The organism is Paenibacillus sp. FSL R5-0636 (assembly GCF_037974255.1).
Classification (GTDB): domain Bacteria; phylum Bacillota; class Bacilli; order Paenibacillales; family Paenibacillaceae; genus Paenibacillus_AQ; species Paenibacillus_AQ odorifer.
This window is the reverse complement of sequence record NZ_CP150232.1, coordinates 5,872,429-5,895,063: the sequence shown is the minus strand read 5'-3', so window position 1 is coordinate 5,895,063 and position 22,635 is coordinate 5,872,429. Positions and strand designations below refer to the sequence as shown.

Annotated in this window: 23 protein-coding genes and 1 riboswitch; of the genes, 21 read left to right on the top strand and 2 right to left on the bottom strand. The window is 46.9% G+C overall.

The genetic code is table 11. The annotated features are described in order from the left end of the window. Nucleotides 1–55: 55 nt before the first annotated feature. Nucleotides 56–571: a GNAT family N-acetyltransferase gene (locus MKX34_RS27020; protein ID WP_256715424.1), complete on the bottom strand. Its 516-nt coding sequence runs from the start codon at nt 569–571 to the stop codon at nt 56–58. A gap of 195 nt (nt 572–766) precedes the next feature. On the opposite strand from MKX34_RS27020, the gene MKX34_RS27015 reads away from it, so the two are divergent. The 11 genes from MKX34_RS27015 (at nt 767) to MKX34_RS26965 (ending at nt 11,437) form a co-directional block, all read left to right on the top strand. Continuing rightward, nucleotides 767–1,054 (top strand): hypothetical protein, encoded by a 288-nt coding sequence (locus tag MKX34_RS27015; protein ID WP_036679726.1) that lies wholly within the window; start codon nt 767–769, stop codon nt 1,052–1,054. 24 nt (nt 1,055–1,078) lie between these two features. Beyond that, nucleotides 1,079–1,423, top strand: coding sequence for a hypothetical protein (locus MKX34_RS27010; RefSeq protein ID WP_036679724.1), 345 nt, complete (start codon nt 1,079–1,081; stop codon nt 1,421–1,423). Then, entirely contained in the window at nt 1,420–1,722 is a 303-nt protein-coding gene (locus MKX34_RS27005; RefSeq protein WP_051491084.1) for a hypothetical protein, read from the top strand. The genes MKX34_RS27010 and MKX34_RS27005 overlap by 4 nt, the downstream gene beginning before the upstream one ends. Before the next feature lie 4 nt (nt 1,723–1,726). Next, nucleotides 1,727–2,143 carry a hypothetical protein gene (locus tag MKX34_RS27000; RefSeq protein WP_076103710.1) on the top strand — a complete coding sequence of 139 codons (417 nt, stop codon included), beginning with the start codon at nt 1,727–1,729 and terminating at the stop codon, nt 2,141–2,143. A gap of 142 nt (nt 2,144–2,285) precedes the next feature. Further along, nucleotides 2,286–2,816, top strand: a complete 531-nt coding sequence (locus MKX34_RS26995) for a GNAT family N-acetyltransferase (RefSeq protein WP_076296381.1) — start codon at nt 2,286–2,288, stop codon at nt 2,814–2,816. 1,056 nt (nt 2,817–3,872) lie between these two features. Continuing rightward, nucleotides 3,873–4,004, top strand: a complete 132-nt coding sequence (locus MKX34_RS26990) for a hypothetical protein (RefSeq protein WP_256717642.1) — start codon at nt 3,873–3,875, stop codon at nt 4,002–4,004. 524 nt (nt 4,005–4,528) lie between these two features. Then, nucleotides 4,529–4,627, top strand: a riboswitch (purine riboswitch). A gap of 70 nt (nt 4,628–4,697) precedes the next feature. Beyond that, nucleotides 4,698–6,035, top strand: coding sequence for a 5'-deoxyadenosine deaminase (locus tag MKX34_RS26985; protein WP_036679719.1), 1,338 nt, complete (start codon nt 4,698–4,700; stop codon nt 6,033–6,035). Nucleotides 6,036–6,166: 131 nt separating this feature from the next. Next, nucleotides 6,167–6,739, top strand: coding sequence for an RNA polymerase sigma factor (locus MKX34_RS26980; protein ID WP_076297081.1), 573 nt, complete (start codon nt 6,167–6,169; stop codon nt 6,737–6,739). Next, nucleotides 6,736–7,908 carry a hypothetical protein gene (locus MKX34_RS26975; protein WP_179089311.1) on the top strand — a complete coding sequence of 391 codons (1,173 nt, stop codon included), beginning with the start codon at nt 6,736–6,738 and terminating at the stop codon, nt 7,906–7,908. Before MKX34_RS26980 ends, MKX34_RS26975 begins: the two co-directional genes overlap by 4 nt. A gap of 206 nt (nt 7,909–8,114) precedes the next feature. Then, the gene (locus MKX34_RS26970; protein ID WP_076297082.1) at nt 8,115–10,013 is read left to right on the top strand and encodes an LTA synthase family protein; all 1,899 of its coding nucleotides are present in this window, start codon (nt 8,115–8,117) and stop codon (nt 10,011–10,013) included. Nucleotides 10,014–10,021: 8 nt separating this feature from the next. Next, nucleotides 10,022–11,437: a hypothetical protein gene (locus tag MKX34_RS26965; protein ID WP_076297083.1), complete on the top strand. Its 1,416-nt coding sequence runs from the start codon at nt 10,022–10,024 to the stop codon at nt 11,435–11,437. Nucleotides 11,438–11,584: 147 nt separating this feature from the next. Here MKX34_RS26965 and MKX34_RS26960 read toward each other — a convergent pair whose 3' ends face one another. After that, the gene (locus tag MKX34_RS26960; protein ID WP_038573143.1) at nt 11,585–12,343 is read right to left on the bottom strand and encodes an AAA family ATPase; all 759 of its coding nucleotides are present in this window, start codon (nt 12,341–12,343) and stop codon (nt 11,585–11,587) included. A gap of 254 nt (nt 12,344–12,597) precedes the next feature. On the opposite strand from MKX34_RS26960, the gene MKX34_RS26955 reads away from it, so the two are divergent. From MKX34_RS26955 to MKX34_RS26910, 10 genes are all read left to right on the top strand, one after another. Further along, nucleotides 12,598–13,698, top strand: a complete 1,101-nt coding sequence (locus MKX34_RS26955; protein WP_036679709.1) for a DUF3880 domain-containing protein — start codon at nt 12,598–12,600, stop codon at nt 13,696–13,698. Nucleotides 13,699–13,752: 54 nt separating this feature from the next. Further along, complete coding sequence (locus tag MKX34_RS26950; RefSeq protein WP_036679773.1) at nt 13,753–14,868, top strand: glycosyltransferase; 1,116 nt, start codon at nt 13,753–13,755, stop codon at nt 14,866–14,868. A 53-nt stretch (nt 14,869–14,921) separates the two neighbouring features. Beyond that, the gene (locus MKX34_RS26945; RefSeq protein WP_155288192.1) at nt 14,922–15,092 is read left to right on the top strand and encodes a hypothetical protein; all 171 of its coding nucleotides are present in this window, start codon (nt 14,922–14,924) and stop codon (nt 15,090–15,092) included. A 170-nt stretch (nt 15,093–15,262) separates the two neighbouring features. After that, complete coding sequence (locus MKX34_RS26940; RefSeq protein WP_076297084.1) at nt 15,263–16,735, top strand: glycosyltransferase; 1,473 nt, start codon at nt 15,263–15,265, stop codon at nt 16,733–16,735. A gap of 702 nt (nt 16,736–17,437) precedes the next feature. Further along, on the top strand, nt 17,438–18,532 hold the full coding sequence (gene wecB, locus MKX34_RS26935; RefSeq protein ID WP_076103696.1) for a UDP-N-acetylglucosamine 2-epimerase (non-hydrolyzing): 1,095 nt from the start codon (nt 17,438–17,440) through the stop codon (nt 18,530–18,532). Continuing rightward, the gene (locus MKX34_RS26930; RefSeq protein ID WP_036679704.1) at nt 18,522–19,508 is read left to right on the top strand and encodes a polysaccharide biosynthesis protein; all 987 of its coding nucleotides are present in this window, start codon (nt 18,522–18,524) and stop codon (nt 19,506–19,508) included. The genes wecB and MKX34_RS26930 overlap by 11 nt, the downstream gene beginning before the upstream one ends. After that, a complete protein-coding gene (locus MKX34_RS26925) occupies nt 19,505–20,344 on the top strand; it encodes an SDR family oxidoreductase (RefSeq protein ID WP_076103694.1) in 840 nt (279 codons plus the stop codon). Before MKX34_RS26930 ends, MKX34_RS26925 begins: the two co-directional genes overlap by 4 nt. After that, a complete protein-coding gene (locus MKX34_RS26920) occupies nt 20,341–21,312 on the top strand; it encodes an NAD-dependent epimerase/dehydratase family protein (RefSeq protein ID WP_076272755.1) in 972 nt (323 codons plus the stop codon). Before MKX34_RS26925 ends, MKX34_RS26920 begins: the two co-directional genes overlap by 4 nt. Further along, nucleotides 21,309–22,025 carry a glycosyltransferase gene (locus MKX34_RS26915; protein WP_036679699.1) on the top strand — a complete coding sequence of 239 codons (717 nt, stop codon included), beginning with the start codon at nt 21,309–21,311 and terminating at the stop codon, nt 22,023–22,025. The genes MKX34_RS26920 and MKX34_RS26915 overlap by 4 nt, the downstream gene beginning before the upstream one ends. Before the next feature lie 5 nt (nt 22,026–22,030). Beyond that, nucleotides 22,031–22,606, top strand: coding sequence for a class I SAM-dependent methyltransferase (locus MKX34_RS26910; protein ID WP_036679697.1), 576 nt, complete (start codon nt 22,031–22,033; stop codon nt 22,604–22,606). Nucleotides 22,607–22,635 lie beyond the last annotated feature (29 nt).

Below are 22,635 nucleotides of genomic sequence, written 5' to 3'. Positions count from 1 at the left end.
TTTTTGATGTAATCTTGCTATAGATAGCCGCAAGGGCTTTGAAATCACGCGTTACTCAGAGGGCTCGGGGGTTGGAAATCCTCCACCAGATTAAATCCTCAGTTTCTTTGTATCTCTCAGAGCCTAGACGCTCCAATACTTTGTGGGAGGCTGTATTATCTTTTTCAGTGTCAGCGATTACATAGACAGCTTGGGGATGGGAGAAAATCCATGCAGTAATTGTGCGTAGTGCCTCTGTTGCATACCCTTTTCTTCTATATTTCTCATCAATCCCATATCCTATAATAACCTCGCCTTTCTCATTCGGGTAACCTTTAAGGATAATGAATCCTATAATACAATGATCTTCCCGATGGACGATGGCCCAGTTCGTTAACCATAGGTAATGGTCGGGGTCCTGCTGCACCTTTTTTAGCCTGATCTGCATAGCATATTGCATTTCATCATCAAGCGCCGCACTGATGGCAGCTAAGCCTAATTGTTGCTGTAGCTCCGAATAGTTATCTATTGCTAGTGAGAGCTCTGGGGCAGTTAAAGGTATTAGATCGATCCGCTGGCTTTCAAGCTTCATATATTCCCCACCAATCATTGGTAAACTCAGGATTGCGCATTTCACATTTTAATCCTTTTAAATGTACTTAGCAATAACGTAATCTTTATGTCATCCAGTCACTTATAGAGCCTTAACTTGTCGAGGATCCCCGGCACCGTAACGGCTCCTGCCGCATATGCTGTAGCAGGGCGTTTGAGCAAAGGAGACATGAAGGTGCAGAGTAAAATAACTAAAGTCCTGCAGCACATGGCCCATACGCATGAACAGATGGCGCGGATTCTAGACGCTGAGCGCCATGTGGCTGTCCGTATGTCGCAAATTGTCCACGATCTGCCAGATGCGGAGCCTGATTTTGATGGGATCAGCGGGATGATCGAAAGCTCAACTCAGGTAAACAAGAATATTATTGCTTACTTGAATGCACTTGCAGATCTGGAAGAAGCGATGGCTGATGGGGTAGGCAGAGTGATTAAGGAATTGAACGGTCAAGAAGAAGAGTAACGCTATAGGAGCGGGAGGCGGAAGATGAGCAGAGAAAAGGCTTATCTGCAAATGCTGGAGTCCACCGCCGCCATCCAGTGGAACGTTGCGTTGATTCTGGAAGCTAAGGCGGTTGAAGCTGAAAAGGTAAAGCAGTGGGCACAGCATCATATCCACGCTAGAGCCTTTGATTCCCACAGTGAGCAACTGAAGGAGTCCCTCTCTATACACGAGGTCATCGTGGAGATGGTCGAAGGGCTGACCAAACTGGAGAACGGACTCTACAGCAATTTAAAAGCAGTGCTGGGCAGTGGCGAAGACGATGGTGGCGGGGAAGGTTTTGGAGACATGTCAGGTGATGGCTTTAGTTTTGGAGAAGACAGCAAATGAGCGGGGACCGTCTCTCTGAACATGCCGTCAAGCTGGAGATGATTCGCTCCATTTCGCGCAGTCAGGCTGCTTTGGCGGCCATCTTGGAGAGCATCGCCGAATTGACGGAGCAATCTGAGTTGACGGCCCGCAAATTGAGCGACAATATCAGGATTTTAAGTGGGTATCAGAGTGCGATGTGCCGGATGATGTCCGGGATTTCACTACATCGTCCTAAACGGGGAATTCCTGCTGCGCCATGGCTGAGTAAGGCATACGCCGTAGGAACCTCCAGAGAACATGGAGCACAGGAGGAGTAGAAGCATGAAGAAGAAAAGCCGCAGAACGCTACGTTCAGGCAGAACCCGTAGACGCACATTGCTGCTCTCGCGGAGAGCAAAAGTTCGTAAAGGGCTAGCCCGTAAAACCCGCAGAGTTCTTGCCCGGAAAACTGCTCGTTATGGGAAGTCGAAAAAAGGCCTATTGCTACGCAAGAAAAGAAGACTTCGTCGTAAGCTTGTTCGTAAAGTAAGGGTTTCACAGCCACCGGTGCTTGTGGTACCCGTGAGCGAGGCTCCGCCTGCTCCACAGGTAATTCCGCTCCCCCCGGAGCTGGGCGTTTCGCCGGAAACGCCCCCGGCAGACGCCTTTCAACAGGGCTACACCGAAGCATACAACGTGGGGTTCGACGCCGGTTTCGCCAAGGGCTTCGAGGACGGGCATAAGCTGGAATTCAGCTAGGGGACACAGATGACAAGATCCGCTCCGCCCGTGAGCGGGTCTTGCGGTTTTCGTGCGGACTGGTTTGCTGCGCTGCCGATGTGATAAACTTCATAATGAAAGTGAAAATAATATGAGGTTAAGATGAAGGCAGGGATGATTCATGGATACTGAGATTCGCAGAGCACGCAAAGATGAGATTGATGAAATTATGGAGTTGATTGCCAAATGCGTACAGGTGATGCAAGCAGGTGGCAGCGATCAGTGGGACGAGCATTATCCGAACCGGGAGATCATCTCCCTTGATATTGAACGTGGCAATCTATGGGTATGTGAGGAGAACAATGTGGTGGCCGGCATTCTAGTGTTGGACGAGCACCAATCCGAGCAGTATGGGAAGATTGACTGGACAGAAACGCAAGGGCCTCATTTAATTATGCATAGATTGGCTGTGCATCCTGAAGTTCAAGGGAAGGGAATTGCACGCCGTCTTAGCACTTATGCAGAAGAATATGCTCGCCAGAATAGTTATTCAAGTATCCGTCTGGACACATATGCTAAGAACACTGGGGCACTCGCCCTATATCCCAAGCTGGGTTATGACCTCAGGGGTGAGGTAACTTTTCCAGGGCGTACCGCTAATTTTCCGGTGTTCGAGAAGGTTCTAGAAAAACACGGGAATTCGGAAGCTTAACATAGCGAGAGAACCAGAGGATATCTCATGAGCCATCTAATGGCTACTGAGATATCCTTTTTTTGTGGAAATAACACCGTTTTCTAAACAAAAACTTTGTTTGATTAGGTAGCAATTTGCGCTTACGGAAACCCTGCTCAAAAGGCGATAAGTGTGCAAATAGCGTCATTGGAGTCCGAAAGCATCAGTGGCTGAGTGTGACTCGACAGTAACGGACCCAGCAGACCTTAAATGCGGAATTTCCCCACACTTGGAATGCTATCGGACTCCAGAGCAGCTATTGGTATAAAACACACTGCATATGGGCCTGTAACGAGGGAATAGCGCCACTGGAGTCCGAAATCTTGCTCAAAAGGCGATAAATGTGCAAATAGCGTCATCTGGGTCCGAAAGCATCAGTGACTGATTGTGACTCGACAGTAACGGACCCAGCAGATCTTAAACGTGGCATTTCCCCACATTTGGAATGCTATCGGACTCCAGAGCAGCTATTGGTATAAAACACACTGCATATGGGCCTGTTTCGAGGGAATAACGTCACTGGAGCCCGAAACCATGCTCAAAAGGCGAAAAATGTGCAAATAGCGTCATCTGGGTCCTTAAGCATCAGTGGCTGAGTATGACTCGACAGTAACGGACCCAGATGACCTTAAACGTAGCATTTCCCCACATTTGGAATGCTATCGGACTCCAGAGCAGCTATTGGTATAAAACACACTGCATATGGGCCTGTTTCGAGGGAATAACGTCACTGGAGACCGAAACCATGCTCAAAAGGCGAAAAATGTGCAAATAGCGTCATCTGGGTCCGAAAGCATCAGTGGCTGAGTGTGACTCGACAGTAACGGACCCAGCAGACCTTAAACGTGGCATTTCACCACATTTGGAATGCTATCGGACTCCAGAGCAGCTATTGGTATAAAACACACTGCATTTGGACCTGTAACGAGGAAATAGCGCCACTGGAGTCCGAAATCTTGCTCAAAAGGCGATAAATGTGCAAATAGCGTCATCTGGGTCCGAAAGTACTTGGGAGGATTATGACTCGCCTGTGGTGTGGACGTAGCGAGAGCAGTAGAAGCAGAAGCAGAAGCAGAAGCAGAAGCAGAAGCAGAAGCAGAAGCAGAAGCAGAAGCAGAAGCAGAAGCAGAAGCAGAAGCAGAAGCTCCAGACGTAGCAGTGGAATAGGCACAAGGGGAACGCAGAAGTGCGGAAGTAGGAGTAGTGTAGTAGCCGTAGCAGTGCTGAAGTAGCAGTTGAGTAGCAGTAGGGAAGGCATAGGTTCAAATGATGAATAGAGCTAGACGTACACTTTCGGGCTCTAACCAGTCCACCATACCGCGCTATATGCACAGCGGTTTAGCACAACGCGTTAGAGTAAGCAGAGATACTGTCCGAAATGGCCGATCTAATCATTCGAAATGTTCGACCTTATCGTACGAAACGGCTGTCTCTTAAGCCATGAAATAGCTCTCGGATAGCTTATTTTCTATGTTTTTATGACAGTAAATATGACACAATTCACAAGGTAGCGTAATCACAAATCTTTTCAAACAGAATAATCGTGATCAAAAAGTGTTATGTGTTATTTAAAATAACATGTAATACTGATTCCCTTTTATAAATCACTATTTAAAATACATAATCGATATTGTGTGTAATGTATATTGACATGTAACCTGTCTTTAGATTATTATTGGACTATTCAAATTACAAATGAATAGTCTTTTTTTCGTATATCCTTAATAATTGGTTTAAGGGTCTCTACCGGGAACCGTAAATTTCTGGCTACGAAAATATGCTCAAGCATATTTTTGTGGCCTTTTTGTGTTACAAGCGTGAAGTTGTGCTGGAATTAACTCAATGAGGGGGAGAAGGGCTATGGGAAATATTTTGATCAAAAATGCCGAAATCATTACGATGAACAAGCAAGAGGAAATTTTACACGGGGATGTCCGGATTAAGGATGATCTCATCGTTGAAATCGGCACTGGCCTGATCCCGCAGGGTGACGAGAAGATCATTGATGCTACGAACCGTACATTAATTCCGGGTTTTATCCAAACTCATATTCATCTATGCCAGACGTTATTCCGTGGTAAAGGGGACGATCTGGAGCTGATGGATTGGCTGCGCAAACGAATCTGGCCATTAGAGGCCGCGCATGATGAAGAATCCCTTTATTATTCGGCTATGCTTGGCATCGGCGAACTGATCACCAGCGGCACGACGACGATTGTGGATATGGAGACTGTCCATCATACGGATTTTGCGTTTCAGGCTATAGCTAAAAGTGGAATCCGGGCCTTGTCCGGCAAGGTGATGATGGATCAAAAAGGGGGAGATGTGCCTGAGGCGCTGCAGGAGGATACCGCATCTTCTTTGCAGGAAAGTGTCGATTTACTGGAAAAATGGAATGGTTATGGAAACGGCCGGATTCAGTATGCATTTTCTCCACGTTTTGTGATTTCCTGTACAGAGCCTTTATTAACCGAGGTGCGGGATCTGTCCGCAAGATACGATGTGAAGGTGCATACTCATGCATCTGAGAATTTAGGGGAAATTGAGATTGTGCAGGCCATGACTGGCATGCGTAACATCGTCTATCTGGATCATCTAGGATTAGCCAATGAAAGGCTTATACTGGCGCATTGCGTGTGGCTGGATGCTGAGGAGCGGCGGATTTTGCGGGATCGAGGAGTGCATGTAAGTCATTGCCCGGGTTCCAATCTGAAATTGGCCTCCGGAATTGCGGACACACCAGGGATGCTTCATGAGCATGTTTCTCTTAGTCTGGGAGCGGATGGCGCTCCATGCAATAACAATCTGGATATGTTTAATGAGATGCGATTGGCGGCGATTATTCAAAAGCCTCATCACGGACCCACAACCATGGATGCCCGCAGCGTATTCCGTATGGCTACTATTGGTGGGGCGAAGGCCGTAGGGATGGAAGATAAGATCGGGAGTATCGAGGTAGGCAAAAAAGCAGATCTAGTGCTCCTCAATCTCTACAATTTTCATACTTTTCCCTCTTATGACGTAGATCCCATCTCTAGAATTGTATATTCCGCTACGCGGGCAGATGTGGAGACAACGATAATCGACGGGGAGATCGTGATGGAAAGAGGTTTGCTAAAGACTGTGGATAAAGAAATTGTACTAAATGAAGCTAACCGTTCTATTAAAAGATTACTTACGCATACCTCGATCGTTTGAGGAGAGAGGTCGATTCGGATATCTTATCATTTGCAGGGGATCACTGGACCCCCTGTTTTTTTATGAGAAAATATGAACATAAGGGAACTAAAGTGCCTTTTATGAGGTCGTATTAAGTGAGGTGAAGCTAATTGGAACTGGAAGGTCTTCAGCATAGCGAGACGATGAATGAACAGCAACTAAGAGAAATCATGAGCCGTTACGGAGAGGATATATGGAATTATATCTATTATCTTACCAAAAATTCTGAACAGGCCGATGATCTGGCCCAAGAAGTATTCATTAAATGTTATTACCGGATTGGCACGTACCGGGGGAATTCTTCATTTAAAGCATGGTTGCTTGCGATTGCCAGGAATACTGTTTTTTCGCACCGGAAATCTCGCTTTTTTCGTTCGGGCTTATGGGGCGGTGTACAGCCATTGTCCACGGTTGATGTGGAGCAGCGGGAAAAAACTATTGAACCTCTTGGCACAGCCCGATCTGCGGAGATGGAGTATTTGGGTAATCAGTCCATTGGTGAGATATGGGATTTAATTATGGCATTGTCTCCCAAGCTGCGCGAAGTATTGGTCCTGGATTTGAAATATGAGCTCTCTATAAAAGAAATAGCTGAACTGATGAACTTGAGTCATGGAACGGTAAAATCAAGATTGCACCGAGCGCGGCAAAAAATTCAGAACAAATTAAAGGGGGTAGAATGATGGAGGATCATCAACCGGAATGGTATGCTCAGGCCCGAAAAGGACCTTTTGGAAATGAAAAGTTTACTATGAGGCATGCAGACAACGTCATTCGCCGAATTCAAGAAGATCAACAGGGAACGAAATCTTTTTCAGGAAAAAGACTATCTGTGCAAATGTGGGCTGTGGCAAGTTTTATTGTACTGTTGGGCTTAGGCATATTCTTTCTGAACGGAAGGTTCCTTGGTAATGAATCAAGCAACCCTGCGCAAACTGAGGTTTCGTCGCATTTCACGGAGGCTGAGCTACAGCGGAACGCAGATCAGGTGATGCAGAGTTTACTTGGAAAGACTTATCCGCTAGATCACCGGGAATGGCTTAAGGAGCAACAGCAGATATTTTACTCTTACCAGAAAGGTGAGGACTCCGCATATATCTGGATCAATTATGTGACAGGAGAACTGGTGCAAACGAAGATGAGTACGATTCTGACAGCTGCGGAGATCGACGCTGAAATGAAAACCCGTGCGGAAGAGATCAAGGGCAAACTGGGTTATGCGAATGATTCAGCTTATGATGTGCTCAGATATGTTGAATATGATGCTACACAAAATTCTTCTGGCGTGAAAATTGAAAATAACTTTAGGGCGGAGAAATGGCGTATCGGATTTGTAAATGGTGAATTCGATTACGCATCAGCCACGCTTGAGGCCTCGGCGGTATCAGAAGAGATGCGTCAAGCTGGGGAAGAGGCATTGAAGATGTTGAGAGGTACCGGAGGTGATGAAGAGCTTAGTTTAGTATTTCGGGCTATGGACAAGGACCAGGATAGACTTACGCTGCAATACGGATCAAAGGTTTCGGTTACGCTAAATACTGTTACTAGAAGGATTGAGCAGATTAGTGATTCAAATCCTCGTGCTAGTGATAAAACAGATCCCAAACAACTAACGGTATTAGACCGTGAGCTGTCTCTAATTGATGGGGATCGTCTACGTGAGAAGGCCGCGCCTCTGCTGACTAAGATATTTAGCGTTGCTGATGTGGGCGAATATAGCTTGCTTAAAAGAGATCAGGAGCCCGGGAATCTCACCTTTCATAAGCTTGGCAGTCCTGAGATCACTGTATATTATGATAGTGATTTAACGATCTGGAAGGTGAAAGAGGATTCGCCAGCAAGCCAGTCTTAGATTGAAAGGCATAACATAATAGGCTTAAATAGGGAGGCTCCACAGCCGAAAAGGCGTGGGGTTTCCCTATTTGTAGTGGGAGCGAACGGTGCACATTTTTGATAAAAAAAGTAAGTATTGTTATACTAGAACAATCTGATATTTTACAGAAAAGATGAATAGATTTCATAATCAGAACAAATGAAAAGGTAAGAGGGGATTAAAACGTGAAAAAGCACGGGCCGAATCGAGCTCAGTTCTATATTGTTGTCCTGCTGCTATGGTTGAAGCTGCTCCTGCTGAGAGTGCTGTTCTTTGATAGAATTGCTTGGGAGTGGATTGCAGCAGATGTTGCTCCAGTCCTCTTCATCATGGGGATTCTGACGGTCATTACTCCTTCGCGGGTGAGAACAGCCGTCTATTGGACATTTAACGGGATATTATCGCTGCTGCTGTTCGCAGCCAGTGTATATTTCAATCACTTTGGTTCTGTTCCGACGTATCTGGCTTTATATGAACTGAATCAGGTATTTCAAGTGAAGGCAAGCGTAGAATCAACGATACAGACTATTGATTATTTATTTTTCGCTGATCTTGTGATCATGGTGATCTATGTCTTGATCCGCAGATGGAAGCATGGAAAAGCCTATCCGCATGAGCGTGAGCGATTCAGCTCCCGGAACACACGATTGGCACATATGATGGTGATTCTGGTGGCTATTCTTGGAGGTTTTGCTTTTTCGGCCAATTCTGTCAATTCTGCGCGGGGAATTACAAATGAACTTGTGCAGGCAGAAAGTGCCGGATTCCTGAATTATGAGGTCGTTGCCGCAATCAAGGTCAAGGAAGATAACAATCTCATTGGAACCGGAGATATTAAGGATACAATCGCGAAGATTGATGAGCTGCAAGCTTCCTATCCTTATAGTAGTAAAGCCGCGGGCACAGCACCTGAGTATTTCGGCTCGCAAAAGGGCAAAAATGTAATTGTCATTCAAATGGAAGCTTTTCAAAACTTCCCGTTGCATCAATCCCTGAAGGGTCAAGAGCTGACTCCAGTGTTGAACAAGTTGGCAGATGAGGGATTTTACTTCCCCCATGTCTACCAACAGATTGGTCCGGGCAATACTTCTGACGCTGAATTTATGAGCAACACGTCGATTTATCCAATCGGGACGTTGGCAATGTCCACTGGATTCGGGGACAGAGAACTGCCGAGCCTACCACGTCTGCTGAGAGATAAAGGATATGAGGCGTACACCTTTCACGTGAATCAAGTAGGCTTTTGGAATCGGAACGAGCTATATCCAGCGCTTGGCTTTAACGGTTATTATGACAAGGATTATTTTACTAATGATCATTTTAATGCGTTTGGTGCTTCCGATGAACAGCTTTATATTACGGGTGTCGAGAAAATGGCAGAATTGCAGAAGAAAGGAACTCCTTTCTACGCACAAATGGTGACGGCATCCAGCCATCATCCCTTCCAAATTCCGGACTCTTTTAAGAAGATCTCAGTGCCTGATGAGTTGAAAAACACGATGCTTGGCGATTATTTGACTGCTATTAACTATACTGATTATGCCATTGGAACTTTAATAGAGGGTTTGAAGAAAAACGGAATGTGGGATAACACTGTGCTGGTGATGTATGGTGATCATTTTGGCTTGCAGCCGCGGGATGTTCCACCGGAGCAAGTGGAAAGTGCACTGGGGATCCCATACGATTCCCGGATCAGTCGCTTTAATATTCCATTGATTGTACATGTACCAGGAATGGAGCAAGGGAAGGTAGTAGAGCGAACAGGTGGACAGTTGGATATTCTTCCTACAATAGCTAACCTATTGGGGGTTTCTTTAAGGGAAGAAGGTTATACAGCATTTGGTCATGACCTCTTGAACATTGATCGTAACGTGTTAGGGATGCGGTATTATTTACCTTCCGGTTCATTTTTTAATGATGATATTCTCTATGTGCCTGGTAAAGATTTTGCTGATGGTGAAGCTGTGTCGCTGGATACGCTTAAGCCAGTATCGGATTTTACAAAATATCAGACTGATTATGATTATATTTTGAAGCTAATGAATTTGTCCGACGAATATGTGAAGCTGTTACCACAGAGATAGGGGGAATCATGAAAAAGTTCTGGAAACCGGAGTATCTCGTAGGCCTTGCCGGCTGCGGTATCATTATTTATTTGCTATTCGTAGGGCCATTTATTGGTGTTGCCGATAATGGAGATTTTCTGCGTATGATGAATACCATCGGTCTGAACTACTACGATACTGCTGCATCGTATGCCGATCAGTTTTTCAGCTTTAGCCATTCTCGTTTTGCGTATGAGGATTTGTTTAGGGGCTTTTATCCTTCCTCACAGATTTTTATAGTGCTTGTGCCGAGGTTGATCGGCGGGCTCATCCATGGCAGCTTTTTTGATGTTCGTTTGCTGGGTGCAGTTTATGGGCTTCTTTTACTGGCGGCAACTTGGCTGCTGGTGAAGTATAATGCTCGTGGCTCTTATGTTACAGGACTGCTGCTGGGTGCAGCTATCTTATTTGTATTTTATGATATCGGGTATGTGGCCTATTTCAACTCCTTGTTTGGAGAACCGGTGTCGATGGTGTTTATGTTGCTGACATTTGCATTAGGATTAAGATTAACTAGCCAAGAGAAGCCAACCACTAAAGGCTTAACTTTGTTTTTTATCGCGATTCTGTTTCTGGTCACCTCCAAAATCCAGAATGCACCGATTGGGATTGCCTTTGCTGTGATTTTCTTGCGGTTTATGATGCTTGACGGAGAGGGCAAATGGAGGAAGCTGGCTTTACGTTTTTCGATTGCCATCTTTCTTGTATCCATCGTTTTGTATGTGGCAGCGCCAAAAGATCTGAAGCATATTAATCTGTATCAAACGGTGTTTTTTGGGATTTTAAACGAATCGCCGGATGTGAAGGGAGACTTGCAGGATCTCGGATTACCGGAGCGGCTGGAGGTACTGGCGGGTACGAATTATTTTCAGACCGATACAGCGATTAAGCAGGATGATCCTTCGCTGGTTCCGGACTTCTATGACCGTGTATCTCATAAAGATGTGTTGTTCTTCTATCTGAAGCATCCGGACCGATTGATAGATAATATGAAATATGCTGCGAGTAACAGCATGGCGATTCGCCCGTATTATCTAGGAAACTACGAGAAAAGCGAGAATAAACCAGCAGGTGCATTATCCTATACTTACAGTGGATGGAGCCAATTCAAAAATAAACATATTCCGCACACGCTCGGATTTCTCTCCATATTCTATCTGGTGTATTTTGCGGGAGCCTTGTTCCAGTATTTCCGCAGCAGAGATATTCGCGGCAAAATTGCCGGCGAGCTGCTGATGCTGCTAGGGCTGATAGGGATTTTCTCCTTCTTGGTTCCGATTCTTGGGGACGGAAGGGCTGACATCGGTAAGCATTTATTCTTGTTTAATGTGTGCTTCGATATGATGGTCGTGGTCATGTTTGGGTGGATTGTTCACAAGGTAGTGGGATTTGTAAGACGTTAGCTTATGGAACAAATCAAACAGCAAGTTTCCGATTATGGAGACTTGCTGTTTTTATTAAAATATAAGAATTTATATGTTCCATATTGTAAATTATCCTTGTATTTCTCGCTTAAACGCTTACCGTCCTTATAGGGACGTCGAAGGCGTTTATGCTTGTTCATCCTCAAATAACTCACGCAGCATCCCTTGACGATCGTTCATAAACGCTTTGGTCACGGTATAATGTTCAGTTTCCTCCAAGGCGACGGACCGTATTCCCTCCCCCTCCAAGAGAAAAATTTCAGCACCGGGATAGGACATCAGAATGGGGGAATGCGTTGCGATAATGAACTGTGAATCCTGCCCGACCAGCTCATGCATACGCACCAGCAGAGACATTTGACGTAAGGGGGAAAGCGCTGCTTCAGGCTCGTCGAGGATATAAAGACCGCGGCCGCCGAAACGGTGAACGAATGTAGCTAAAAAAGACTCTCCGTGGGACTGCTCATGCAGAGATTTGCCTCCGTAGGAGTCTTTGATCGGTGGGCCACCGGGTTGTTCATCCAACTCATCAATATAAGAAGCCACATTATAGTAACTCTCCGCACGTAGAAAAAAGCCGTCCTTCGGCCGTCTAACCCCTCTAGCAATTCTAAAATACTCATAAAGATTCGAATGCGAGGAACGAGTGTTAAAAGAAAAGTTTAGCGTTCCACCCTCAGGGTTAAAGCCCCAAGCAGCAGCAATTCCCTCTAACAAGGTTGATTTGCCCGTGCCGTTCTCTCCAACAAGAAAGGTCACTGGTTTTTGAAAAGTCAGGCGATCCAGCGTTCGAACAGCAGGCAGATGAAAAGGATAGGTTTGAAAGGATGGCACCAGATCACGCAGCAGCTCCGCGTGTCGCAAATACAACGTGGTGTTATTCATAGTTCCCCCCTTGTGAATTTCAAAAAATAATCATCTTCGGACAGATTGGACAGAGATGACAAGTTTAGTGCCTCTAGCTAGACCTTTATAGTATAACAGCATCCAGCGAGTGGATGAAATCTTGACGGGGTTCGGGCAAGCCGGGCAAAAGACAGGGTACATCTGCCAATTTAGTTCTAGTAATGACAGATGTCCATGAGGCGAGTGCTGACTCCGCATATAGTTATACTGTCTTGAGAATACAACGGGGCAGGGTGAAGGCCGTGAAAGCAAAAAGGAGAAAACACAAGCGTCCGCGAGATTATCGCGACGGTTATCACGAAGGATATCGTCTCGGCATGTGTGAGGCTGTACAGCGTCGGAGTACTGTAGAGGTCGAAGCCTCTCGGCCATTTAAGCTAATGTATGTTCCTCAAGGGTTCCATGCAATCGATACTGGGGTAATTGAGGCGCTCCAGCAGCTTGTAAGTGAGCTTGTGATTAGCACTCCAGAAGCTATGCTGGAGACTGCGGCTCGGGAGATGCCCGGGGCAGTGCTGGTTATGAATGGACTGCATGTTTTTCCGGAAAATCATTTAGAACAGATTACAGAAATCAGAAAGCTGGGCATTCGGACTGCGATCTGGTTTGTGGATGATCCTTATTTTACAGAGGATACTTCAGTGATTTGCCGGCATTATGATCACGTTTTTACGCATGAGCTCGGTTGTGTGGAGTTTTATCAATCCTTTGGGGTTCCATCCGTTCATTATTTACCGCTTTGCGTCAATCCAAAGATGTTCTATCCGCGCCGTACGGCACCGCAGTATAAGTACGACATTGTGTTTATTGGCAATGCATTTCATAATCGGACAGCGCTGTTTGATGAACTTGCCCCCTATCTAAAGGATAAGAAGGTGCTGATCGCTGGGGGGTTCTGGGAACGGCTTGCGACTTATGACCAGCTTGCCCCTTTTATTAGCAATGGCTTTATCCCGCCTGAGGAAACTGCGAACTATTACAGTGGCGCAAAGCTAGTCATTAATATTCACCGTCCGTGGGAGGAGGGGCAGGATAACCGGAATAGCTTCCGTTTACCATCACGCTCTATCAATCCGCGTACTTATGAGATCAGTGCCTGCGGTACTATGCAGCTTACGGATGTTCGTGAGGATCTGGGCAATTATTATCGACCAGGTTATGACTTGGATACTTTTGGCTCTGCTAAGGAATTGCAGGAGAAGATTGAGTACTATCTGAAGCATGAAAAAGAGCGCCGAATTTACGCTTTACGGGGACTACAGACAACCATGCGCAACCATACATTCACTGCGCGTTTGCCTCATTTGCTGAATGTGATTGCTTCAAGTGTATGAAATCTATAACGGGACAAAGGAGCGAGGATGATGATGAACAACAATGAATTTATTATGCCTGCACCACCGCTACCTCTGACACCTCCAGAGGAAGAAAAGCTTCGTGGTCGTCTGAGTGGTTTTAAGGGCGGATATGATGAGGGATATTTACGGGGGCGGCTTGCGATTTTGGATGGTCGGCCAGAAGAAGTATTTCCTGTACGGAATATTCATGTAATGTATGTGGCTTCTGGTAAAGGATATCCCTACTCTCCATTAGACGATGCAGTCCTCTACGCGCTGCAAAAATTAACCGCACAAGTCACGATAACGGATGTACGCCAAAACTTAGTGGAGTTAGCCGCCGCTCAAAGACCGGATCTGGTACTTGTGCTGGACGGTATGGATTTACCGCTTGAGCAGATCTCCGTTCTTCGGGCTAGCGGGATTAAGACAGCCATTTGGCTTACAGATGATCCTTATTACACTGATTTTACAGTTAAAATTGTGGCACATTACGATTTTGTGTTCACGCTTGAGCGTAATTGTATTGATTTTTATAAGGGACTGGGCTGCCCTGAAGTTCATTATCTTCCTTTTGCCGCTCACCGCGAGCATTACCGTCCAACTACAACACGTTCACCATTGAATCGCGAAGTTAGTTTTATTGGCTCTGCCTATTGGAACCGGGTTAATTTCTTCCGTGAGATTCTTCCGGATTTGATGAACTATAACACGGTGATTAACGGCATCTGGTGGGACCGTCTGCCTGAGGCGGCACTCTATGGAGATCGAATTGAGATTGGCAAATGGATGTCACCACAAGAAACCGCGGTAGCTTACAGCGGATCCAAAATCGTCATCAACCTCCACCGCTCGCACATTGATGAAGTAGTGAACAACAATACGCTTTCGATTCCGGCGGTATCTCCTAATCCGCGTACTTTTGAAATCGCGGCAACGGGTACGCTGCAATTAGTGGATGCCAGAGATGATATGGGATCCTTTTACAAACCTGGTGAAGAAATTGAGACTTTTGCAAGCCCTCAAGAAATGATGGATAAAATCCGTTATTACCTGACTCATGAGGAAGAACGCCGTGCGATAGCCCTGCGCGCTTTTGAACGGACGCTTAAGGATCACACCTACACTAAACGTATACACCAGCTGTTAACAGTAATTTACGGCTAGGTCATATGCCCGAAAATGGAATGGAAATGTGCGCTTACCAGGGGACAGGTGTCGTGCCGGCATCTGTTTTTCCTCGATATACTGTAGAACCGAACCTCAGCTTATGCCTGTGGCCTGATGAAAAGAAGCAACGTCTGGAGAGGGCTTGTATAGCGGAGCGGAAGCGACTGGCTAGATTCGAGAGCAGAGTGGAAGCGAAGGGGCGAAGCTCGGGAGCGAAGTGAAATTGACTGACGAGATTCTAGAGCTAAGCGGAAGCGATGTTGCGAGTCACAGGAGCGACTATCTTCAAAGAGAGTTTACTACGAAGGATAGAACTTAGCGCAAAGTTTGTAAATTTTTTAAGGAGGTGAATGGCTGCTCCAGGCCCCTCGTTAGGGAGCGCCGAAACGCCATGGCTGACAAAGCTACAATCGTCCTCTTTTCACATGTATCCAATACACGCAGTATTACGGGAGCGGAGAAGCTATTGTTGTTTTTCGCTCAGGAGCTTTCTCCGTACTTTAATTGTATTCTCGTTGCACCTCAGGACGGCAAGCTGACTTCTCAGGCTCGAAGCTGTGGAATAAGTGTACAGTTGCTTTCGATTCCTCTTTTATATGGAATGTACACTCCTTATGCAGGGTTGGAGGCAGATGCTCAGAAATTCCAGGAAAGCAGGGAGTATCACGAGTTAACAGACTGGCTGAATTCCCTGCGCCCGGCGTTTGTTATTACAAGTACCTGTGTGCATGCTCTGCCAGCAATGGCTGCAAAGTCACTGGGCATTCCGGTGATATGGAAAATATCAGAGACGATAACAGACAATGAATATACACCTATTAGTGTAGGGCTGATTCATCGGAATAGTGATGAGATATTAGCTATTTCACAAACAGCTGCAGCTTGCTTTCCAGAGGACGTGAGAGCGGAAAAAGTGATCCAGCTGCCTCCTTCTTGGAATGATAAAGAGATGATGATTGAGGCTTGGAGCAAGCTTCGGAGCGAACGGCGGCGGGAATTGCGGGTTAAACCGCATGAACAGCTGGTCGGTTATATTTCTTCTTTTATCAACAAGGAAAAAGGGCTAGAACATTTTGTGAAAATGGCTGTGCTTGTGCACGCGGTTCATCCAAGCTCGAAATTTGTTGTCATTGGGTCTGCTGGTGATAAAAGCTACTATGAGCGTTGTGTCCGCAAGGTGAAGCTTGAGGGACTGTACACCCGGTTTAAATTTGTTGGTTATGCTGAATGCCTTCCATCCGCTTATTGCGCCATGGATGTGCTAGTGGTTCCTAGTCTGATCCGCGAAGGCTTCGGCATGACTGCTCTGGAAGGAATGGCTTTTGGAAAACCCGTGGTCGCTTACGACTCTGGGGGTTTACGAGAAATTCTGCACGCAGCGGGCTGCGGCGAAAATCTCGTGCCAGCATCGGACATTTCCGCGCTGGCAGAAAGAGTCAACGTCATGCTGGCGCAGCCAGGAATGGCGTTAACTATAGGCAGTCAAGCGCGGGAGCGCGTCGACGCCGTCTATGGTCCGGCGGCTTATCGGAGCCGCCTGCAGGGTCTTGCGGAGATGTGGAACCTCCGCTATTGCAGCGCACCCGCGGTGCGCGAGGCTGACAGCGTGGTGGTGGTGGAACCACCCGCTGTCCAGCCTGACTTACACGCAGCGTCGCCGGCTTTGCCGCCGCGAAGCAAGGGCCTGCCGAGCCGCGTCGCCCGCAAGCGGCGCGGTAAAGCCCGGGCGCGCCGGCGAAGCGGGCGCCCGTTGGTTTTGCGCCGCGTTGCTCGCAAGCGGCGTAAAGGTTCTGCCCGGCGGCGCAGCACCGCCGGGGGCAAGCGCCGCCGGGCCCGCCGCGGTGGACGGCGGCGCGCGGCGTAAATGCCTCGATTGCAGCGAAGTGGCAAGCTGAGTACAAAGAGAGATAAAAATGCTCTTCATTGAGCTCAATCCAGCAACCAGAGCCAAATGAACGGTACATTTCCCGCAAAAAGAGCTCAATCCAGCAACCTGAGCCAAATGAACGGTACATTTCCCGCAAAAAGAGCTCAATCCAGCAACCAGAGCCAAATGAACGGTACATTTCCCGCAAAAAGAGCTCAATCCAGCAACCAGAGCCAAATGAACGGTACATTTCCCGCTAAATGAGCTCAATCCAGCAACCAGAGCGCAATGAACGGTATAAGTCCCGCAAAATGAGCTCAATCCAGCAACCTGAGCCAAATGAACGGTATAATTCCCGCTAAATGAGCTCAATCCAGCAACCAGAGCCAAATGAGCAGTATAAATCCCGCAAAACAAGCTCAATCCAGCAACTTGAGCCAAATGAACGGTACATTTCCCGCAAAAAGAGCTCAATCCAGCAACTTGAGCGCAATGAACGGTAAAAATCCCGTTTAAAGAGCTCAATCCAGCAACCTGAGCCAAATGAACGGTAAAAATCCCGCAAAATGAGCTCAATCCAGCAATCTGAACGCAATGAGCGGTATAAATCCCGCTAAATGAGCTCAATCCAGCAACCAGAGCACAGTCCGCTGACTGAGCCAAGTCAGACCATAATTAAACAGGCAGGGGAGTGAACTCATGAAGATCATGACGATTTTAGGCACGAGGCCTGAAATCATTCGCCTCAGTGTAATCATTCCGCTTCTCGACGAACATGCTGAGCGGCACATCCTGGTGCATACAGGCCAGAACTTCACCGCCAGTCTCAGCGGTATTTTCTTTGCTGAGCTGGGACTGCGGGCACCGGATTATGTGCTGCAGGATAAACAAGCAGGACTAGGCGGTCAGCTTGCCGCCATGTTCGGAGGGTTAGAAAGCATTTTACTAAAAGAACAGCCAGATCGTGTCTTGCTTCTGGGCGATACGAACAGCGCGTTATGCGCGATTTTGGCTGAACGTATGGGAATTCCGGTGGTGCATATGGAAGCGGGCAACCGTTGCTATGACCTCCAAGTACCAGAAGAGAAAAACCGCCGTGTCATCGACGCCGTTTCGACCATTAATATGCCTTATACGCAGCAGAGCAAAAGACATCTAATCAGCGAAGGTTTCCCCAGCAGGCGTATCGTGTTAACAGGAAATCCGATCCATGAGGTCATGACCCATTTTGAGCACAAAATCCAAACTAGCGACATTCTGGAGCAGCTGAAGCTTACCTCAGGACAGTATTTTCTAGTCACGGCCCACCGTGCTGAGAATGTAGACGATCCAGAGTCCCTTGTACAAATTATGTCGGGTCTTAACGCAGTGGCTGAGCATTTTGGAATTCGTTTAATATGCAGCATTCATCCTCGCACTCGCTCCAAACTTACCGAGCAATTTTCCCTTCCAATGAACCCACTAGTTGAATTTCATGAACCTTTCGGATTTTTTGATTTTGTCTATTTGGAACAGCACGCCTTATGTGCCATCACCGACAGCGGGACTGTACAGGAGGAATGCTGCTTGATGAAAGTGCCAACAGTTACGATTCGCAGAACGACGGAACGTCCAGAAACAGTGGATTGTGGCAGCAATGTAGTCTCAGGTGTAGATCAGAAAAGTATTCTTCGCAGCGTCAAGCTGATGACGGCGCTCAATCGGGATTGGGAGGCACCGGAAGGATACATGACTCCGGATGTTTCGGTCAAGGTAGTTAAATTCTTGCTTGGAGGGAACCTGCATGTTCAATAATAAAAGGATTGTGGTCACAGGCGGAACTGGTTCCTGGGGGCATGAGCTGATTAGGCAACTTCTGCCACAAAATCCTAAGGAAATCATCGTATTCTCCCGCAGTGAATCCGCTCAAGTGGCGATGAGCCGGGAGTTTGAAGATCAACGTCTCAGCTTTATCATTGGCGATATCCGTGACAAGGATGCGCTGATTGCAGCCTGCCGTGGCGTTGATTACATCTTTCATCTGGCGGCGCTCAAACATGTTCCAGTCTGTGAAGATCAGCCTTATGAAGCACTCAAAACCAATGTAGTGGGAACTCAAAATGTGATCGAAGCTGCCATTGTAAATGGCGTTGAAAAAGCAATTTACATCTCTACCGATAAGGCTGCGAACCCATCCAACTTCTATGGAATGACCAAAGCGATCGGGGAAAAATTGTTCGTTTATGCCAATCTGATTGGCTCAAACACCCGGTTCGTTACTGTACGCGGAGGTAATGTGCTCGGAACGAACGGCAGCGTCGTGCATTTGTTCATGAAGCAGATTAAGGATAAGGGTCAGGTACGCATTACGGATATGAAAATGACCCGCTTCTTTTTTACCCTACGCGATGCTATTACATTATTATTTAAAGCTTCTGAGGTTAGCTTGGGTGGAGAAATCTTCGTCATGACTATGCCTACCTGCCGAATTATCGATCTTGCTGAGGTGCTGATTGAAGCTTCCGGAGAGTCCAATGTGAGTATTGTCGAGACCGGGATTCGTCCGGGGGAGAAAATCCACGAGATTCTGATGAGCGATTTCGAAAGCTTAACTACCGTTGTCTACGATGAACAGTATCTAGTAATTCTCCCTACGCTGAACATGCCGGAATTAAAGGCACATTATAGCGCTTATCCTCATGTCTCTTTCAATAGCTTCAGTTCAGAGACGAATCTGATGGATCGGGAAGAGATCAAAAGCATCTTGATCCGGGGAGGGTTCCTGCAATGAAGCTGCTTATCCTAGGTGGAAACGGTATGGCGGGGCATATGCTGGCGGATTATTTTCGCCGCCAGGGCAAGCATCACGTCTTCCATACAACCCGGGATAAGAGCGATCTTGGCGGGCTGTATGTAGATGCGAACGATATAGCCGGAGTTGAGAAGCTGGTCGATATCGTTTCCCCTCATTGCATTATCAATGCAATGGGGGTTCTCAATCAATTCGCGGAGCGTGACAAAATTGGGGCTTACCACGTGAATGGCTTTCTCCCTCATCACTTGTGGCGAAAGGCGGAGGATGTTCAGGCAAGGCTCATCCATATCAGTACCGACTGCGTGTTCGAAGGAACACGCGGAGGGTACACCGAAGAGGATGCTCCTGATGGAACCTCTGTATATGCAATTTCGAAAAGCCTCGGTGAGGTGCAAAAACCCGGGCATCTTACGATTCGCACTTCCATTATTGGCCCCGAAATCCGCTCAGGCGGTATTGGTCTGATGGATTGGTTCCTGGCGCAGAGTGGTAAAGTTTCAGGATACCGGCGGGTGATGTGGAACGGGGTCACAACGCTCCAATTAGCCAAAGCAGTGGATGTAATGCTGGATTCCTCCGTATCGGGGCTGATCCATTTAGCGCATCCAGAGCCAGTAAGTAAATATGAGCTGCTTCAGCATATTCAGGCGGCTTTTCATAAAGAAAATGTGGAGATCATCCCTGAGGATGAACATATTCAGGATCGTACACTAGTGAATACAAGAGCGGATGTCCTCTTGCCGCTGCCTTCATATCCTTTAATGCTGCAGGAACTGGCTGACTGGATGAAACAGTCAGAGATGTATTTATGACAGGGCAAAGACTTCTGATTACCGGAGCCGGTGGATTCACCGGGCAACATGCGGTTCGATTATTTTCGGCTGGAGGGGCTGAGGTTATCGCTGTATTGCGGCCGCAATCGACAGCTGCCTCCACTCTTTTTCCAGAAGGAGTAAAGATATATGTTTGTGATTTAAGTGACCGGAAAGCAGTAGCTGAGATGATCAAGCAAACTGCGCCGGACGCTGTCCTTCATTTGGCTGGGAAGAACTCCGTACCCGAGTCATGGCTTAATCCCTTGCTTTATATGGAGACAAATGTGATGGCCACCTTATATTTACTAGAGGCAATGCGAAGCTTGCCGAGCAGTCGGATTCTAGTGGCAGGCTCCAGACTTAAGTTCAAACCGGGTGTGGTGGCTGGGCCACCACACCCGTATAGCCTTAGCAAAACAATAGAAGAGCTGGTGTCCCTCGCTTGGGGCACCTTATTTAAACAGCCGGTTCTGCTGGCTGAGCCGTGTAATCTGATTGGTCCCGGTCCTTCCACCGGCTTCTGCTCTTTATTAGCACAGCACATTGTTCGAAGTGAAGTCCAGCCAGATGAGGAAATACCTCCATTTAAGCTCTCTTCTCGTTATGCGCTGCGTGATTTTTTAGATGTTAGAGATGCCGTTAGAGCTTATGACTACATTTTGCGTAAAGGTACAAATGGAACCATCTATCGCATCGATTCGGGGAAGCAGCGGGAACTCGGGGAGATCGCGGAGCAGCTGCTCAGTCATTCTGTAGGACCAGTGCCAATGGACTGGGGACCTGCAGATGCTGAACGGGCTATTTCAGAGATCGCAGCCACAGCGGATAAGAAGGTTCATTCAGAAGCATCAACCCCTGAGGCTGATGTGTTTTCACTGGGCTGGCGTCCGGAGATTGGGCTTAGCCAATCGTTAATGGATATTTTGAATTATTACCGAGTTAACGGGGAGGGGAGGTTGTTATGAGACCGAAGGTTTCGGTAGTGATTCCTTTTTATAATTGTCCTTATATTGAACACGCCCTGCAAAGTGCGCTCTCCCAGTCTTGGGAACCTTACGAGATCATTATTGTCGATGACGGCTCGCACGCTCATAGCAATCTAATTACACCGTATCTCTCCCGAATTCATTATTTGGGCAAAGGCAACGGGGGAACCGCCTCCGCACTGAATCACGGCATTTTGAATGCAACAGGGGACTATGTGGTCTGGCTTAGTTCAGACGATTTATTTTATCGGGATAAGATCAACAATCAGGTTCTGTTCATGGAGCAGAACCACTTGTTAATCTCCTATACCAACTTTAATTATATTAACGCTCAATCGCAGCTGGTTCAGCTGAATGCTGCGCCATTGTTTCCTAGTCACCTGGATTACTTACGTTGTTTTTTACACGGTAATCCTATTAATGGCTGTACGGTGATGTTTAAACGAGAGGTGTTTGGAGCCATAGGGCTTTTTGATGAATCACTTCCTTACACACATGATTATGACTTATGGTTCCGCGCCATTCTGAACGGATATCCACCTGTGATGTTGAATCAATCACTTACAGCTTACCGGACTCATGATGGCATGGGAACGATCAAATATTTTGATGTAATTATGGCAGAGGCAGCTGCGACCAATGCCCGCTACAAGAATTCGCTGCAGCACTTGATTTCTTCTATGGGGGGCTGAAGGTAATGTACCGGGAAATTGAAGTGAATGACTTTCTGCCAGTCTTACTGGAACAGTTGAAATTCTGCGAGAGTATTCTGGATATCGGCAGCGGCACCGGTACCCTGCTTGAACGATATGAAGCCGCAGTAGTGCTTGGATTAGAAATTCACAGGCCGTACCTGCTGCATCGTCAATATAAGTCACCTCATATTATTCCGGTACATGCAGATGCCAGTCATATGGATAAATTGTTCCTCCCCAAAACATTTTCAGCGGTTACCTTTATTGATTCAATAGAGCACTTTAATAAAAATGAAGCGAAGACACTGCTCGGGATGGCCGAAAGAATCGCCAATAACCGAGTAGTTGTATTTACCCCTCGGGGCTTTTTTCCACAGGAGGGTATGGATCATTATCATTTGCAGGGGGAGCATTATCAAAAGCACCGGAGCGGATGGGAGCCGGAGGATTTTATTGCACTGGGGTATGAGGTAACGGTACTGAAAGGCTTCCATCATGCCCAAAACCCATCGTTTCGAGAAGCGTTCGGTGAAGACCATGCACCAGTAGATGCCTTGCTTGCTTGTAAAACAGTATAAAAAGTTGAGCTCCGGGTGAAGGAGGTGAG